Source organism: Roseburia inulinivorans DSM 16841 (assembly GCF_000174195.1).
Lineage (GTDB): Bacteria > Bacillota > Clostridia > Lachnospirales > Lachnospiraceae > Roseburia > Roseburia inulinivorans.
The window spans coordinates 24,208-38,415 of the sequence record NZ_ACFY01000033.1 but is presented as its reverse complement, the minus strand read 5'-3'; the positions used below and the strand labels follow the sequence as shown (position 1 = coordinate 38,415).

Here is a 14,208-nt window from a genome sequence, read left to right as displayed (position 1 = left end):
CAAAAAGAGGACATCTTCTAAATTTCTTTAGAAAATGTCCTCTAAGTAATACAATCTTTAATTTTATTCTCTTAATACAGCTTAGCTCCAGCAGGAATTGCGTCATCTAACATAAGCAGATTCAGTCCTTCGTGTCCGTCATACTCGTACACTGCTGAAATCAGCATTCCTTCTGATGGGATTCCCATCATCATTCTGGTAGGAAGGTTTGTGATTGCTACACATGTCTTTCCAACGAGCTGTTCCGGCTCATAGTACTCATGAATACCGCTTAAAATCGTGCGTTTCTTGTCAGTTCCATCATTTAATGTGAACTTGAGAAGCTTCTTTGACTTTGGCACTGCTTCGCAGGCTTCAATCTTTACGACTCTGAAATCAGATTTTGCAAATGTATCAAAATCTACAAATTCCTCAAAAAGAGGCTCAATTTTTACTTTTGAAAGATCAAGCTGTACGCTCTCTGCGGACACACTTGTTGTCGGCACACTTGCTGCAGGGGCTGCTTCGGAAGTCTTAGAAGACTTCTTGTCAGAGTCTAATGACTTCATCGTCGGGAATAATAAAACATCTCTGATCGCCGGTGAATTTGTCATCATCATAACCATACGGTCGATACCGAATCCGATACCACCTGTTGGAGGCATACCGATCGCAAGGGCATTTAAGAAGTCCTCATCTGTGTGGTTTGCTTCCTCATCACCTGCTGCAAAAGCTTTCTCCTGAGCTTCGAAACGTCTTCTCTGATCTTCCGGATCATTTAACTCAGAGTAGGCGTTTGCCATCTCCCATCCGTTCATGAAGAACTCAAAACGCTCTACATAGTTCGGATCTTCCGGTTTCATTTTTGTTAATGGAGAGATCTCAATCGGGTGATCCATAACAAATGTTGGCTGGATCAGGTGCTCCTCTACATATTCCTCGAAGAATAAGTTTAAGATATCACCTTTTTCATGTCTCTCTTCATATTCAATATGATGCTCTTCTGCAAGTTTCTTTGCAGCCGCTGTATCCGGAACTTCGTTGAAATCGATGTTTGCATATTTTTTGACTGCGTCTACCATTGTGATCCGCTCAAATGGTTTGGAAAGATCCATCGTATGCTCACCGTATGTGAGGATTTCAGAACCGGTTACCTCTTTTGCAATATAACGGTATAAGTTCTCTGTCAGATCCATCATGCCATGGTAATCTGTGTAAGCCTGATATAACTCCATCAGAGTGAACTCCGGATTGTGTCTTGTATCAAGACCTTCGTTACGGAATACACGTCCGATCTCATATACACGCTCCATACCGCCAACGATCAGTCTCTTTAAGTATAACTCTAAGGAAATACGGAGTTTTAAATCCTCATTTAATGCATTGAAATGAGTTTCAAATGGTCTTGCAGAAGCACCACCTGCATTGGATACAAGCATAGGTGTCTCTACTTCCATGAATCCCTGTCCATCTAAATAACGACGGATGCTGCTGATAACCTTGGAACGTTTTACAAAAGTATCTTTTACATCCTCGTTCATGATAAGATCCACATATCTCTGACGATATCTTGCATCTGTATCTGTCAATCCGTGATATTTCTCCGGTAAGATCTGTAAACTCTTGGATAAAAGTGTGACTTCCTGTGCATGGATGGAAATCTCACCTGTCTGTGTTTTGAAAACTTTACCTTTGATTCCTAAAATATCACCCACGTCATATTTCTTGAAATCTGCATAAGATTCTTCCCCGATCTCATCGCGTGCCACATATGCCTGGATACGTCCTTTTAAATCCTGAACGTTACAGAAGGAAGCTTTTCCCATAACACGTTTGAACATCATACGTCCTGCAACAGTCACTTCCTGGCCTTCCAGGCTCTCGAAGTTGTCTTTGATGTCTGTGCTGTGATGTGTCACATCATATTTCGTGATCTCAAATGGATTTTTTCCGTTTGCCTGTAATTCATGTAATTTGTCATAACGAACCTGGATAAGCTGGTTTGCATCCTGCTGCTGTCCGCCTTTTTTCTGCTGGTTGTTCTGTTCAGCCATTTTCATCCTCCATCCGACTGCTTCTTCGCACATCCTGTCTCCCACCTGTAATACTGTGGAACTGGATACGCAAAGTCTGTCTTAGTTTGCTCTGTGAATGGAAAGTACTTTGTATTCAAACTCTCCACCCGGTGTTTCAACTTTTACAATATCTCCTACCTGTTTTCCAAGTAATGCTTTTCCTACAGGAGACTCGTTGGAAATTTTTCCTTTTAAGCTGTTTGCTTCTGTGGAACCAACGATTTTATATTCTAATTCCTCGTCAAATTCAATATCTAAGATTTTAACGTTACATCCAATGCTGATCTTGTCGAGGTCAACTTCTTCCTCTACAACTACTTCTGCATTTTTTAAGATTTTTTCAATGTCTTCGATACGGGCTTCGATATCTCTCTGCTCGTCTTTTGCTGCATCGTACTCAGCGTTCTCGGAAAGGTCTCCCTGTTCTCTCGCCTCTTTGATCTTCGCAGCAACTTCTTTTCTTCTTACTACTTTTAATTCCTGTAATTCGTCTTCAAGCTTCTTAAGTCCTTGATAAGTCAGAATGTTTTTCTTGTCCATCTCGTTTACCCTTCTTTGTAATTACTTTCTTATTCCCTTTCCGGCGCTGCCGGATTTTGTATGTGCGGGTTTCTCGCACGCTTGTGCCCGAGTTGTCTCTCTGCTCAGTCTGAGTAAAATGCCTCTTCAAATCTGTCTCTTACGGGCTTTTTTTTCTTATTTTGTCTGCTCTTGACAATCACAGTATTATAACCGAAAGGCACTATGATGTCAAGATTTTCCGCTATTTTCCAAGGTTTCTTGTGGATTGGAATGTAATTCTTTCCCTGAGCCAGAAGGTTGAAATAGCACTGTCCCTCCCACTCAAAATCCAAAACGAGTGTATCTCCCACCCCGGGCCGCATGTCTGCTCTGTCCGCCACACCCTGCGCACCGGAAAACGAACGGCTTTTCAACTGTTTTTTCGTGAAAATGAGCGGCATCAGACCGTTTTCCTCATAGATTTGTTCCGCAAATGCCTGAAAATGCGCCGGACGGTCTGTGTAAACCGTAAGATGGTTCAGTTCATCCGCAAGCTGGTCAAGCACTTCATCCACGCCCACCGGCTCAAAGATACTTTTTTCTTCGGATTCCTCGTCAATAATTTCCAGATGCAGTTTTTCCGGTGCTATCTGTTTCTCTTTTAAAATCTGTCCAAGCACAGGGACGAAATCCCTAAGATATGCATTAGGATAAGACATGTTGTCCCTCCACAGATTTTTAATTATTATATGCCAATACCTCTTCAAATAATGCCTGAAGCTGCTCATAATTTTCCACTTCACAGATTTTTGCACGGAGACGGGAGGAATTTTTATACCCCGCCGTGTACCATGCCGCATGTTTGCGCATCTCACGGATTCCGGTGTACTCCCCCTTAAATCCGATCTGCATCTGTGCATGGCGCAGGATCATGTCCGTGACCTCTGCAAATGATGGTTTTTCCAGTTTTTCACCTGTCGCAAAGTAGTGTAGGATCTGTTTGAAGATCCACGGATTTCCCTCCGCGCCTCTTGCGATCATAAAACCATCACAGTTTGTCTCATCCTGCATACGGATCACATCATCCGCCGTTAAGATGTCCCCATTTCCAATGACCGGAATGGAGACGGCTTCTTTCACCTGGCGTATGATATCCCAGTCCGCTTTTCCAGAATAGAACTGCTCTCTGGTCCTGCCATGTACTGCGATTGCTGCAGCACCGGACTCCTCCGCGATATGTGCCATCTCCACGGCATTGATATGATCGTCGTCAAAGCCTTTGCGGATTTTTACCGTCACAGGTTTTTTGATCGCTTTTGCCGTTTTCTCAATGATTTTTCCTGCCAGAAGCGGATTTTTCATCAAAGCAGAGCCGTCTCCATTATTCACGACTTTCGGCACTGGGCAGCCCATGTTGATATCTAAGATATCAAATGGTCTCTCCTCGATCTGTTTTGCGATCTCACTCATGATATCCGGGTCTGAACCAAAGAGCTGGAGAGATACCGGTTTTTCTCTTGGATCTATGGTCAGAAGCTCCTCTGTATTTTTATTTTTGTAAAGGATTGCCTTGGCACTGACCATTTCCATGCATAAAAGCCCTGCCCCCTGCTCTTTGCACAGCAAGCGAAATGGCAGGTCCGTTACCCCTGCCATTGGTGCTAAAATTAAATTGTTTTCTAAAGTTACATTTCCGATCTGCAGCTTTCGAATTGAATCCATTGTTTTTCCTTATCTGTCCTGATGATTTACAGCTCCCGCTGTGTTTATGACTGATTCTTTGTCATTTTCTGCTGTCGTTATGACTGTTTGATCCTGCCTGATTTACGGTTCTGTTTTTTATAGATCAGGTTCATGCCTTTTAATGTCAGGTTTGGATCGTACACATCGATCATGGAAGTCTCACTCGCAATAATACGTCCAAGTCCACCGGTGGCAACCACTTTGATCTCACCTAAATTTGCTTCCTCTTTCATATGGCGGACAATGTATTCTGTCTGTCCGATCTGTCCATACACCAACCCAGCCTGCATACTCGTGATGGTTTCTTTTGCAAGGATGCTGTCCGGTTTCTTGATCTCAATCTCCGGAAGTTTTGCTGCATCCTCCCAGAGTGCCTTTGCGGAAATACGGATTCCTGGGGCTGTGACACCGGATACGAACGCTCCGGTTGCATCTACAAGGTCATAAGTGGTGGCTGTACCGAAATCAAGTACGAGCACCGGACCGCCATAAATCTCATAAGCTGCCGCAGCATCCACGATACGGTCTGCACCGATCTGACGTGGGTTTTCTGTGACGATACGGATTCCCGTTTTTGTTCCCGGCTCGATCACGATTGGACGGATGTTTAAGTATTTGATCACCGCGCCCTCTAAGGAATGCATGACATTCGGAACTACCGATGCAATGATCGCATCCTGAATCTCATCACAGTGAATGCGGTTCTGCTCCAAAAGATTTGTCAGCAGCATACCGTACTCATCTGATGTACGCGGCATTTTGGTCGTCATACGAAAACTTGCTACTATTTCATCCCCATTGAATACACCTACTGTTATGTTTGTGTTTCCTACATCAATTGTAATAATCATGTTATTCCTCCAATTTATCAAAAATTACCTTGTAATATAATTCCAGTCCACGGAGCAGATCTTCATTTTTCTGGCGGAGTTCTTTGATCTTCAGTCCGCTTCCGATATCATCGTATAAAAGATCGTCCTCATTGCACGCGGTGCGGAACTCCAGATTTCCTTCCTCGTCAAAAACAAGCTGAAGGATTCCTCCGATATCTGCACAAAAAAGCACACACATGACTTTCAACTGATTTTTGATCTCATCCGGAAGATTTTTGAAATTCTCATTGATATAGAATTTCTGATTGTACGCACTCGCACCACAGAGCACAATTTCCTCTGGTGGCTGTATTTGATTTGTTTTCTTATTTTCACTCATATTTCTTTTCCCGTTTTATAAATATTGGTATTTACACGTATCCATAGATTCCTCTTACGGATACTTCGCCTGTGGAGACAAGCTTTCTACTCTCCCAGGTATCCACGATCAGTTCTCCTTTTGGCGTGATTCCCATGGCTTTACCCTCAAACGGTTCCTTAGGATCAAGCACTTTTACCTGCTGATGCATGTTCACAAGATGTGAATTGTATTCGTTTACAAGACCGGAAAGATCCTCTGTCTGCAAAAAAATCTCGTAGTAGTGTTCAAAGGCTTCCCAGATCCGCTCGACTAATTCTGCCCTGTGATAGTGTTCCTTTGTCTCTATAAAAAGTGAGGTTGCGACAGATTCAATGTCTTTCGGGAAACTTTTATTCTGCACATTGACTCCAATTCCCACTACAATATGATTTACATAATCAAACTGTGCACTCATTTCTGTCAGAATGCCGCACACTTTTTTTCCACTCATGATGATGTCGTTCGGCCATTTGATACCGGCCGGTCTGCCTGTCATATCCGTAATCGCCTTAGATACTGCAAGCGCCGTCACTAACGTAATCATGGAAGCATGGTTCGGATCGATTTCCGGCTTTAACACCAGCGTCATCCAGATTCCCTGCCCTGCCGGGGAGTCAAACCCTCTGCCACGGCGTCCTTTTCCTGCATCCTGTCTTTCGGCAATGACATAGGTTCCATTCGGCGCTCCCTCTTCTGCAAGCTGTTTTGCTCTGGTGTTAGTAGAATCCACCACATCAAAAAATGCAATTTTTTCCCCGATCCATCTGGTTTTGCGGACACTCTGCAGTTCACTCTCACTTAAAATATCCGGGACTGAGACAAGCCGATAGCCTTTGTTCTGGACGGCCTCGATCTCGTAACCGGCTTCTTTTAACTGATTAATTGCTTTCCAGACTGCCGTCCGTGAGACACCAAATTTTTCACACAATTCCTGCCCGGAGACATATCCATCTGTCTCACGGAGCAGGGTAAGTATTTCTGTTTTCATGTATTACTCCACGTTTCTACCGCAATTATTTTACATTTGTAATCAAATCTGTATGATCCTGATTGCGCTGCTTTTTAATCAGCCAGCGTTGCGAGCATGACTGCCTTGATGGTGTGCATTCTGTTTTCCGCCTCATCAAAAACAACAGACTGCGCACTCTCAAATACTTCATCGGTCACTTCAAGTTCGCTGTAACCGAATTTCTCGTAAACTTCTTTTCCGATTTTTGTCTTCAGATCATGGAATGCCGGCAGACAGTGCATGAAAATCGCAGTTCCTTTTGCCTGATCCATCACTGCTTTGTTCACCTGGTATGGCATCAGGTCATTCAGACGCTCTGCCCAGACTTCATCCGGTTCACCCATGGATACCCAGACATCCGTGTAGATAACATCTGCATCTTTTGCAGCTTCCGCAACATCCTCTGTCAGTGTGATGGTTGCTCCGGTCTCTTTTGCAACGTTTTTACAGTATGCTACTAATTCGTCATTTGGAAAATATTTTTTATTGGTACATGCCACAAAATCCATGCCGAGTTTTGCACATGTTACCATCAGGGAATTACCCATGTTATAGCGGGCATCGCCCATGTATACAAATTTAATTCCTTTTAACGTTCCAAGATGTTCACGGATGGTAAGCATATCTGCCAACATCTGTGTCGGATGGAATTCATTAGTCAGACCATTCCAGACCGGAACACCGGCGTATTTTGCAAGTTCCTCCACGATGTCCTGTCCGTAACCACGGTACTCGATTCCATCAAACATACGTCCAAGCACTCTTGCTGTATCCGGGATACTCTCTTTCTTGCCAATCTGAGAACCACTTGGATCAAGATATGTAACATGCATTCCAAGGTCATGCGCTGCAACTTCGAAAGAACAGCGGGTACGGGTGCTTGTCTTTTCAAAGATCAATGCAATGTTTTTTCCGATCAGGCTGTCATGTAAGATGCCTTCTTTTTCTTTTTTTTCAGGTCAGCCGCAAGATCGATCAGATATAAGATCTCTTCCGGTGTGTAATCCATGAGTTTTAAAAAATTGCGTCCTTTTAAGTTCATCATTCTACCGTCCTTTTCTGCTTGAATTTTGAAATGCATCCCTTTTTCCACGAATAAAAGTTTACCGGCTGCATTTTCTTCTAAGATAGAACAGGCTGCCACGGAATATTTTCCTGCGGCAGCCTCGTTTTCATGCTTAATTCTCTTTTCCGACCTCGACAACAGATTTTGCAAGACCTGCAATTCCCTGAATCTCGGATGGGATAATAATCTTGGTAGCTTTTCCGTCGGCTGCCTTTGCAAATGCCTCTAAACTCTTTAACTGAAGAACGCCTGCATCCGGTGCTGCTTCTTTTAACATACGAAGACCATCTGCATTTGCCTGCTGGATCTTGAGGATTGCTTCTGCCTGACCTTCTGCCTCGCGGATGGTAGCCTCTTTGTGAGCCTCTGCACGGAGGATAGCTGCCTGTTTCTCTGCCTCTGCATCAAGGATTGCAGATTCTTTTTTACCTTCTGCAACGAGGACTGTGGATTTTTTCTCACCTTCCGCACGAAGAATAGCTTCACGACGTTCACGTTCTGCCTTCATCTGTTTCTCCATTGCATCCTGGATCGCTGCCGGTGGAATGATGTTCTTTAATTCCACACGATTTACTTTGATTCCCCAAGGATCTGTTGCAACATCAAGAGATGATCTCATCTTGGTGTTGATCGTCTCTCTGGATGTCAGTGTCTCATCTAATTCGAGATCACCGATGATGTTACGAAGTGTTGTGGCAGTCAGATTCTCGATTGCCATGATCGGATTCTCAACTCCGTATGCATAAAGCTTTGGATCTGTGATCTGGAAGTATACAACGGTATCGATCTGCATGGTTACGTTATCTTTTGTAATAACCGGCTGTGGTGGGAAATCAACCACCTGCTCTTTTAACAAAACCTTTTTCGCTACGCGGTCGATAAATGGTGCTTTGAAATGAAGTCCTACCGACCAGGTGGTAAGATATCCGCCCAGACGTTCTACAACAATTGCATTAGCCTGTGGCACGATCTTAATACATGAAACTGCGATTGCAAGTGCAACCAGAATGAGCACAATAAGTGCGATAAGTAAACCCATAACATTCCCTCCGTCATCTTGTTTTGTTTTAGTTTTTGACTTCAGAGACCCTGCTATTCGTAATCCATCCATACATTTCTGATCACGATCTGTCTCTGTTACGTTCCATATTACTATATTTGCTATCAGAATACAAATAAAAAATTGAGGATGCCTTCCAAAGACACCCTCAACGCTGCTGTTCACCCGTACCCTGTTCCGGTAACCCGTTCAGCTTATCTTAATAAAATACATGATTTCCGATCACAACACCTGCATGACCTGAACTTGCACGTCTGAAACAGGTTGCACCGCCTGTATTGTCAGTTCCGTTCAATGCTTCCTGTGCTGCCTGTAAGCAGGACTGCTTTGGTCCTTTTGCCGCTACATTTGCAACTGATCCTGCTCCAGCCGGTGGAAACTGACTCTTCTGGTAAATAACATCATGCACGGTACTTGGATAACCGCCTGATCTGACACGGTTCATAACAACTGCACCGACTGCAAGCTGTCCCTCATATACTTCATTTCCAGCCTCACACTGAATAATTGCTGCAAGCAGTGTCACATCATCCACAGTTGCCTCAACTGCTGCATTCTGTACCGTTGTCACTTCCGTAACCTGTGCTGCTTTTTTGCCGCCTCTTCCTCAGCGATCCTTGCCAGCTCTGCCTGTTCTTCTTCAATCGTAATACCCTCGCCCAAAGCTAAGGATGTTGTGACATAATCTGCGCTGACATAACGGGTTGTTCCGCCATATACAACAGCTATCCATTTATCATCTGTCTCCACACCGGAATCAACTTTCAAGGTAGTTCCCTCGGAAACTGCTGTGATAACGGAAGCATTCTCATCCGCTTCGCTTCTGATACGAAGTCCATTGGTGCGAACCTCTGCCTCTGTATCAAAATTCTGCTGTGCGTAGGCAAGTGCCTCTGTTCCGGTCACGCAGTAATCATTGTTCACATATCCGTCCACATTTCCCGACGCAACATGTGTCCAGCCACTTCCTTCCTCCTGGATCTCTGCGACATCACCTTTGTATAATTTTCCTACGATCTCTGCATCAGCATCTGCGGAAGCTCTGACATATAAATAGTCATTGACGTCTGCCATAAGGCGATTCTGCCAGAGTTCTTCTTCCTCTGTCTGCTCACTGTCTGCTGTTTCTGTCGAAACATCCGTCTCTGTACCAGATGCCGCATTCTCTGCCTGTACGGCAGTATCCGCATCTGCCACATCTACAGTCATTTCGGTCAGACCTTCCTCTGCAGCGTCTGCATCCTGCTCTGCCGCATCACCGGATGTAACACGTGCAACATTCATCTGCTGCACATTCGCATCTGCCAGCCCGATATATTCGTAGGCATCGCTCTCATACTGACTCATAGATACTGCGATTCCTGCAATTCCATTTGTAGCTAAGTCAGTCGTTGTTGCCTGTGATGCCACACCTGTTTTATAATCCGCTGGTGCAGCCTGTGCGACCGAGGTCATCACTACCACTGACATGGCAACTGCAATGGCTCCTGCCGCTCTTTTCTTTAAATTCATAGAAACCTCCATCAGTGTTCATTACTAAATAATATTACACCTTTGTTGTGTTTTATTCATAATTGTTACAATTGTTACGGATTTGTTACAGGAGCGATTATAGCAAACAGATATAAAATTGTCAAGTTTTCAGGAAAACACCTCAGTGAGCACAGCATCGATCAGCTTCTCCGGAGCCTCTTTTTCCGGATTCTCACTGGACTTTTGCGCCATTTTATCATCCTGCGCCTGCTGCGTGATCTCCCGTGCCGTCTCGTTCTGCTTTTCGGATATACGGCTCAGTTTTTCTTCCAGTTCAAAAAATTGTTCTTTTTCTTTCCTTTTCCATTTATTTATCTTTCGTAATGTGACAAGTTCAAGCAAAAGCATCAGCCCAACTGCTGCTGCAAGAAGCTCAAGTGAATAGGAATACATCATCTGCATCACCACTTCCATCGTACATTACCTCTTTCTCGTAATTATTCAATCCCCGCCATTCTTCGGCAGCTTCATAATTACTGTCCTTCATGATTGCTATTACTTCATATTTACATTATAAAAATGTTTTTATTTTTTGAAAAGGGACTTGCCTGCAAAATCAATCGCAAGTTCCGACAAGAAAAGCACAAGTCATTTTCTTGACTTTTTTGCATATGGGTATTATAAATATGGAAGAATTGAAGTGCAGAATCCATGCTTTTTTGCACAGAAAGGACTTCTTATGAAAAAAATCGTAATGACCGGAGGCGGTACAGCCGGACATGTCACACCGAATATTGCCCTGATGCCTGCGCTTCGCAGCGAGGGATATGAAATCTCTTATATCGGTTCCTATGAGGGAATTGAAAAGGGGTTGATTGAAGCACAAAAAGTTCCTTATTACGGAATCTCTTCCGGAAAACTGAGAAGATATTTTGATGTAAAGAATTTTTCTGATCCATTTAAGGTGATCAAAGGCTATTATCAGTCAATCCGCCTGTTAAAAAAAATAAAACCGGACGTTGTATTTTCCAAGGGGGGCTTTGTATCTGTTCCTGTTGTTCTGGCAGCAAAACACTGTAAAATCCCTGCAATTATCCATGAATCCGACATTACACCCGGTCTTGCAAACAAACTTGCCATTCCAAGTGCTACAAAAGTATGCTGCAATTTTCCTGAGACAATGAAGTATCTTCCTGAGGGAAAAGCAGTTCTCACTGGTTCTCCGATCCGTCAGGAATTATTAAATGGAAATCCTTCGAATGCGATCAGACTCTGCCGCTTTGAAAATACGGAGAAACCGGTTATTTTAATTATTGGTGGAAGTACCGGCTCACGTGCGATCAACACCGCAATCCGTGATCTTCTTCCAGAGTTACTGAAACGCTATAACATTATCCATTTATGTGGAAAGGGAAACCTTGACGAAACTTTAAAAGATACCGATGGCTATGCACAGTTCGAATACGCAAACAAAGAACTTGCAGATATGTTCGCACTTGCATCTTTAGTCATCTCCCGTGCCGGAGCCAATGCCATCTGTGAGCTGCTTGCACTGCACAAACCTAATATTTTAATTCCGCTGTCCGCTGCTGCCAGCCGTGGAGATCAGATTTTAAATGCAAATTCTTTCCGTTCTTCCGGTTACAGTTATGTGCTTGAGGAGGAAGCAGTGACAAACACCGCTCTGTTAGAGGCTATTGACCATGTTTTCTCACACAAAGAACGTTATGTGGAAGCCATGGAAAAAAGTAATGGTACGAATTCGATCGCTGCCATTGTCTCTCTGATCGATGACGCCGCTAAAAAGAACTAGAATGATCTATTTTTAATAAAGTAGTAAGGCTGTTGCGTGAGACTACGATTTTTGTATCATGCAACAGCCTTTTTGGCTTATGATTGCATTTTTAAAGAATCACGGATCTCTGCCATCTCTTCTGGCGAGAAAGTTTCATGAGACCAGTTTAAGATATCATTGTTCTTTGCATTGAGGTATCTTGGGATCAGGTGCATATGGAAATGAAATACTGTCTGTCCTGCCACTTCGTGATTGTTCTGAACCAGATTGAATCCGTCACATTTTAATACGTCTGTCATATGGATTGCGAGCTTTTTGGCAAGCTTCATGGCATCTGCAGCTACATTTTCGTCGATCTCATACAGATCTGCATAATGATTCTTTGGCAGAATCAGCGCATGTCCCTTGCTCGCCGGGCTGACATCTAAAACTACCTTGAACTCATCATCCTCATAGATTGTGTTGGATGGAATTTCTCCTGCAATAATTTTACAGAAAATACAATTTTCATCTCTCATTTTTTTATCCTTCTTTCTTATATTAAATTATGTTGTCGAATTTTGTAATTCGTTAATGATTGCAGTTTCCCTGTATTGGTGCTAAACTGTGACTGTCTAATGTAAAAATCTGAATGAGACCGGGGTGAAATTTTGTTAAATAGCGAGGACTACCTAAATATTTTCCATGAAATCAAAAATTCTATTACATTGATCAGCAGTTCTTTACAATTAGTTGAAAAGAAACATCCTGAGGTGTCTGATTTTGCGTATTGGGCAGAAACTATGTCCGAAATCACCTCATTACGGAACATGGTCACAGAGTTATCCTCTGCAAGGCTCTGCGATCATCTGAATCTCCGCCATGTTAATTTATATGATTATATGGAAGATATCCATGATTCCATCTCCGCCTTCGCAGCTCTTGATTTTCACTGCAACATCATAACGGAAGAAAATCTTCCCGAAATCGATATTGATCCCCAACTACTCAAACAGGCTCTCATTAATTTACTGAAAAATGCTTATGAAGCCATGGATAAATCAGGAACCGTAACCATCCGCGTTTCATCCGAAAATGACGTTGTCCTTATCGCTGTAACCGACTATGGCGGAGGGTTAGATCCTGCCTTTGCAGACAGTATTTTTGAACCTTTTATCACTTCCAAAAACGGTGGCAGCGGTTTAGGTCTTGTCATCACCAAGCAGATTGTGGAATCCCATCACGGAACGATTCACTGTGATTCCAGACCTGGTGACGGCTGTACCTTTACGCTCACTTTACCTCTTACACAAAGTTAAACATGGTATCTAACATACGAAGTGTCTTAAAATTACCTTTTGCAGTCATCTCACCTGTCATGAAAGCTCTCTGGAATGTCATTCTGCCTTCCACGATACTCTCAAGAACCTGATCTGAAAGCTTTGCGATCACATCGATATTCTCCTGTTTTCCATAACTGATTTCTAATTTATCATCCTTTACAGAAATAAACAGTGGTTCTTTCATCCCATCAATCATAAATAAATAGCGGGCAGCAAAATCCTGCTGTGGTGTAAAATGCCTCTGGAAATCTTTCATAAATGCATCCTGTGGCTGTGGATTCTTTCCAAGCATATCCTTAAACATGGATGCTAGTTCCTCGATATCCTCTTTTTGCTTCTTCACATAAGAGTCATCGGAAACATATTTGGATAACTGCTCACTCTCCTGTGGAGTCAGTTCTAACTGTGGTGTACGCGAAATGCTCCGCTTTACTGCCTGATTGCTTGTCGGAAGATTTTTGATCTTCTGGGAAATCGTACGATAAAGATTCTCGGCCTTTTTCTCAATGATGACGGTGTAATCCTCATTCATTTCAAACGTGACGAGATCCTCCACGTAACCGCAAAGTCCTGCACATGGCAGTCCGCCAAGAATCTCCCATGCATTGGCAAGCGTCATCTCTCCCTCACGTTCTCCGTAAGTGGTTGACATAACGATTGGCTGCATATAAGTAACCTTAATCTTTTCCTTGTCTCCATAAAGCCAGCACGCATCCAAAAACTGCTGCATGTATCCGCCAATTCCTAGCCATTCCACTGTCGTCGCCAGAATAATTCCATCCGCGTCTTTCATAGTCTGTGGAAGTGTTGCAATCTCATTTTTATGCTCATAGATATTGATGCGCTCTACAGTCACACGAAGTTCTTTTAAAACTTCCTCCATTTTATTTAAAACATAAAGAGTTGGATCGTCTAACAACCCTCTGCCGCCATAATAAATATTTATCTTCAT

The 14,208-nt window shown here is 43.2% G+C and carries 15 protein-coding genes and 1 pseudogene; 2 read left to right on the top strand and 14 right to left on the bottom strand.

Translation table 11 applies throughout. The features are described from left to right. Positions 1 to 71 precede the first annotated feature (71 nt). The 12 genes and pseudogenes from lysS to ROSEINA2194_RS03405 form a co-directional block, all read right to left on the bottom strand. Positions 72 to 2,033, bottom strand: coding sequence for a lysine--tRNA ligase (gene lysS, locus ROSEINA2194_RS03455; protein WP_044927114.1), 1,962 nt, complete (start codon positions 2,031 to 2,033; stop codon positions 72 to 74). A gap of 81 nt (positions 2,034 to 2,114) precedes the next feature. Next, positions 2,115 to 2,594, bottom strand: a complete 480-nt coding sequence (gene greA, locus ROSEINA2194_RS03450; protein WP_007883431.1) for a transcription elongation factor GreA — start codon at positions 2,592 to 2,594, stop codon at positions 2,115 to 2,117. Between the two features lie 104 nt (positions 2,595 to 2,698). Then, the gene (locus ROSEINA2194_RS03445) at positions 2,699 to 3,274 is read right to left on the bottom strand and encodes a hypothetical protein (protein WP_007883429.1); all 576 of its coding nucleotides are present in this window, start codon (positions 3,272 to 3,274) and stop codon (positions 2,699 to 2,701) included. A 19-nt stretch (positions 3,275 to 3,293) separates the two neighbouring features. Continuing rightward, entirely contained in the window at positions 3,294 to 4,277 is a 984-nt protein-coding gene (dusB, locus tag ROSEINA2194_RS03440) for a tRNA dihydrouridine synthase DusB (RefSeq protein WP_007883424.1), read from the bottom strand. 77 nt (positions 4,278 to 4,354) lie between these two features. Next, complete coding sequence (locus tag ROSEINA2194_RS03435; RefSeq protein WP_007883423.1) at positions 4,355 to 5,149, bottom strand: type III pantothenate kinase; 795 nt, start codon at positions 5,147 to 5,149, stop codon at positions 4,355 to 4,357. A gap of 1 nt (position 5,150) precedes the next feature. Continuing rightward, positions 5,151 to 5,510, bottom strand: a complete 360-nt coding sequence (locus ROSEINA2194_RS03430; RefSeq protein WP_007883422.1) for a DUF6145 family protein — start codon at positions 5,508 to 5,510, stop codon at positions 5,151 to 5,153. Between the two features lie 31 nt (positions 5,511 to 5,541). Next, the gene (locus ROSEINA2194_RS03425) at positions 5,542 to 6,519 is read right to left on the bottom strand and encodes a biotin--[acetyl-CoA-carboxylase] ligase (RefSeq protein ID WP_007883421.1); all 978 of its coding nucleotides are present in this window, start codon (positions 6,517 to 6,519) and stop codon (positions 5,542 to 5,544) included. Positions 6,520 to 6,593: 74 nt separating this feature from the next. Further along, a pseudogene (argF, locus tag ROSEINA2194_RS03420) lies at positions 6,594 to 7,582 on the bottom strand (ornithine carbamoyltransferase). Positions 7,583 to 7,718: 136 nt separating this feature from the next. After that, a complete protein-coding gene (locus ROSEINA2194_RS03415) occupies positions 7,719 to 8,645 on the bottom strand; it encodes an SPFH domain-containing protein (protein WP_021922193.1) in 927 nt (308 codons plus the stop codon). 220 nt (positions 8,646 to 8,865) lie between these two features. Further along, on the bottom strand, positions 8,866 to 9,237 hold the full coding sequence (locus ROSEINA2194_RS21705) for a cell wall hydrolase (RefSeq protein WP_007883417.1): 372 nt from the start codon (positions 9,235 to 9,237) through the stop codon (positions 8,866 to 8,868). Continuing rightward, on the bottom strand, positions 9,234 to 10,178 hold the full coding sequence (locus ROSEINA2194_RS03410) for an SH3 domain-containing protein (RefSeq protein WP_252832544.1): 945 nt from the start codon (positions 10,176 to 10,178) through the stop codon (positions 9,234 to 9,236). The genes ROSEINA2194_RS21705 and ROSEINA2194_RS03410 overlap by 4 nt, the downstream gene beginning before the upstream one ends. 129 nt (positions 10,179 to 10,307) lie before the next feature. Continuing rightward, entirely contained in the window at positions 10,308 to 10,613 is a 306-nt protein-coding gene (locus ROSEINA2194_RS03405) for a hypothetical protein (RefSeq protein WP_007883415.1), read from the bottom strand. Between the two features lie 265 nt (positions 10,614 to 10,878). On the opposite strand from ROSEINA2194_RS03405, the gene murG reads away from it, so the two are divergent. Further along, positions 10,879 to 11,952: an undecaprenyldiphospho-muramoylpentapeptide beta-N-acetylglucosaminyltransferase gene (gene murG, locus ROSEINA2194_RS03400; RefSeq protein WP_044927112.1), complete on the top strand. Its 1,074-nt coding sequence runs from the start codon at positions 10,879 to 10,881 to the stop codon at positions 11,950 to 11,952. A gap of 77 nt (positions 11,953 to 12,029) precedes the next feature. Here murG and ROSEINA2194_RS03395 read toward each other — a convergent pair whose 3' ends face one another. Beyond that, a complete protein-coding gene (locus ROSEINA2194_RS03395) occupies positions 12,030 to 12,452 on the bottom strand; it encodes an HIT family protein (RefSeq protein ID WP_007883413.1) in 423 nt (140 codons plus the stop codon). Between the two features lie 264 nt (positions 12,453 to 12,716). Between ROSEINA2194_RS03395 and ROSEINA2194_RS03390 the strand changes: the two genes are divergently transcribed. Next, the gene (locus tag ROSEINA2194_RS03390) at positions 12,717 to 13,232 is read left to right on the top strand and encodes a sensor histidine kinase (RefSeq protein WP_118091903.1); all 516 of its coding nucleotides are present in this window, start codon (positions 12,717 to 12,719) and stop codon (positions 13,230 to 13,232) included. Here the strand turns inward: ROSEINA2194_RS03390 and ROSEINA2194_RS03385 are convergent. Further along, positions 13,219 to 14,208: an SCP2 sterol-binding domain-containing protein gene (locus tag ROSEINA2194_RS03385; protein ID WP_007883411.1), complete on the bottom strand. Its 990-nt coding sequence runs from the start codon at positions 14,206 to 14,208 to the stop codon at positions 13,219 to 13,221. The two genes, ROSEINA2194_RS03390 and ROSEINA2194_RS03385, sit on opposite strands and share 14 nt — an antisense overlap.

Coding starts and splice junctions, on each gene's coding strand:
- lysS (WP_044927114.1), bottom strand. CDS start 2,033: ATGGCTGAACAGAACAACCAGCAGAAAAAAGGCGGACAGCAGCAGGAT.
- greA (WP_007883431.1), bottom strand. CDS start 2,594: ATGGACAAGAAAAACATTCTGACTTATCAAGGACTTAAGAAGCTTGAA.
- ROSEINA2194_RS03445 (WP_007883429.1), bottom strand. CDS start 3,274: ATGTCTTATCCTAATGCATATCTTAGGGATTTCGTCCCTGTGCTTGGA.
- dusB (WP_007883424.1), bottom strand. CDS start 4,277: ATGGATTCAATTCGAAAGCTGCAGATCGGAAATGTAACTTTAGAAAAC.
- ROSEINA2194_RS03435 (WP_007883423.1), bottom strand. CDS start 5,149: ATGATTATTACAATTGATGTAGGAAACACAAACATAACAGTAGGTGTA.
- ROSEINA2194_RS03430 (WP_007883422.1), bottom strand. CDS start 5,510: ATGAGTGAAAATAAGAAAACAAATCAAATACAGCCACCAGAGGAAATT.
- ROSEINA2194_RS03425 (WP_007883421.1), bottom strand. CDS start 6,519: ATGAAAACAGAAATACTTACCCTGCTCCGTGAGACAGATGGATATGTC.
- ROSEINA2194_RS03415 (WP_021922193.1), bottom strand. CDS start 8,645: ATGGGTTTACTTATCGCACTTATTGTGCTCATTCTGGTTGCACTTGCA.
- ROSEINA2194_RS03410 (WP_252832544.1), bottom strand. CDS start 10,178: ATGAATTTAAAGAAAAGAGCGGCAGGAGCCATTGCAGTTGCCATGTCA.
- ROSEINA2194_RS03405 (WP_007883415.1), bottom strand. CDS start 10,613: ATGGAAGTGGTGATGCAGATGATGTATTCCTATTCACTTGAGCTTCTT.
- murG (WP_044927112.1), top strand. CDS start 10,879: ATGAAAAAAATCGTAATGACCGGAGGCGGTACAGCCGGACATGTCACA.
- ROSEINA2194_RS03395 (WP_007883413.1), bottom strand. CDS start 12,452: ATGAGAGATGAAAATTGTATTTTCTGTAAAATTATTGCAGGAGAAATT.
- ROSEINA2194_RS03390 (WP_118091903.1), top strand. CDS start 12,717: ATGTCCGAAATCACCTCATTACGGAACATGGTCACAGAGTTATCCTCT.
- ROSEINA2194_RS03385 (WP_007883411.1), bottom strand. CDS start 14,208: ATGAAGATAAATATTTATTATGGCGGCAGAGGGTTGTTAGACGATCCA.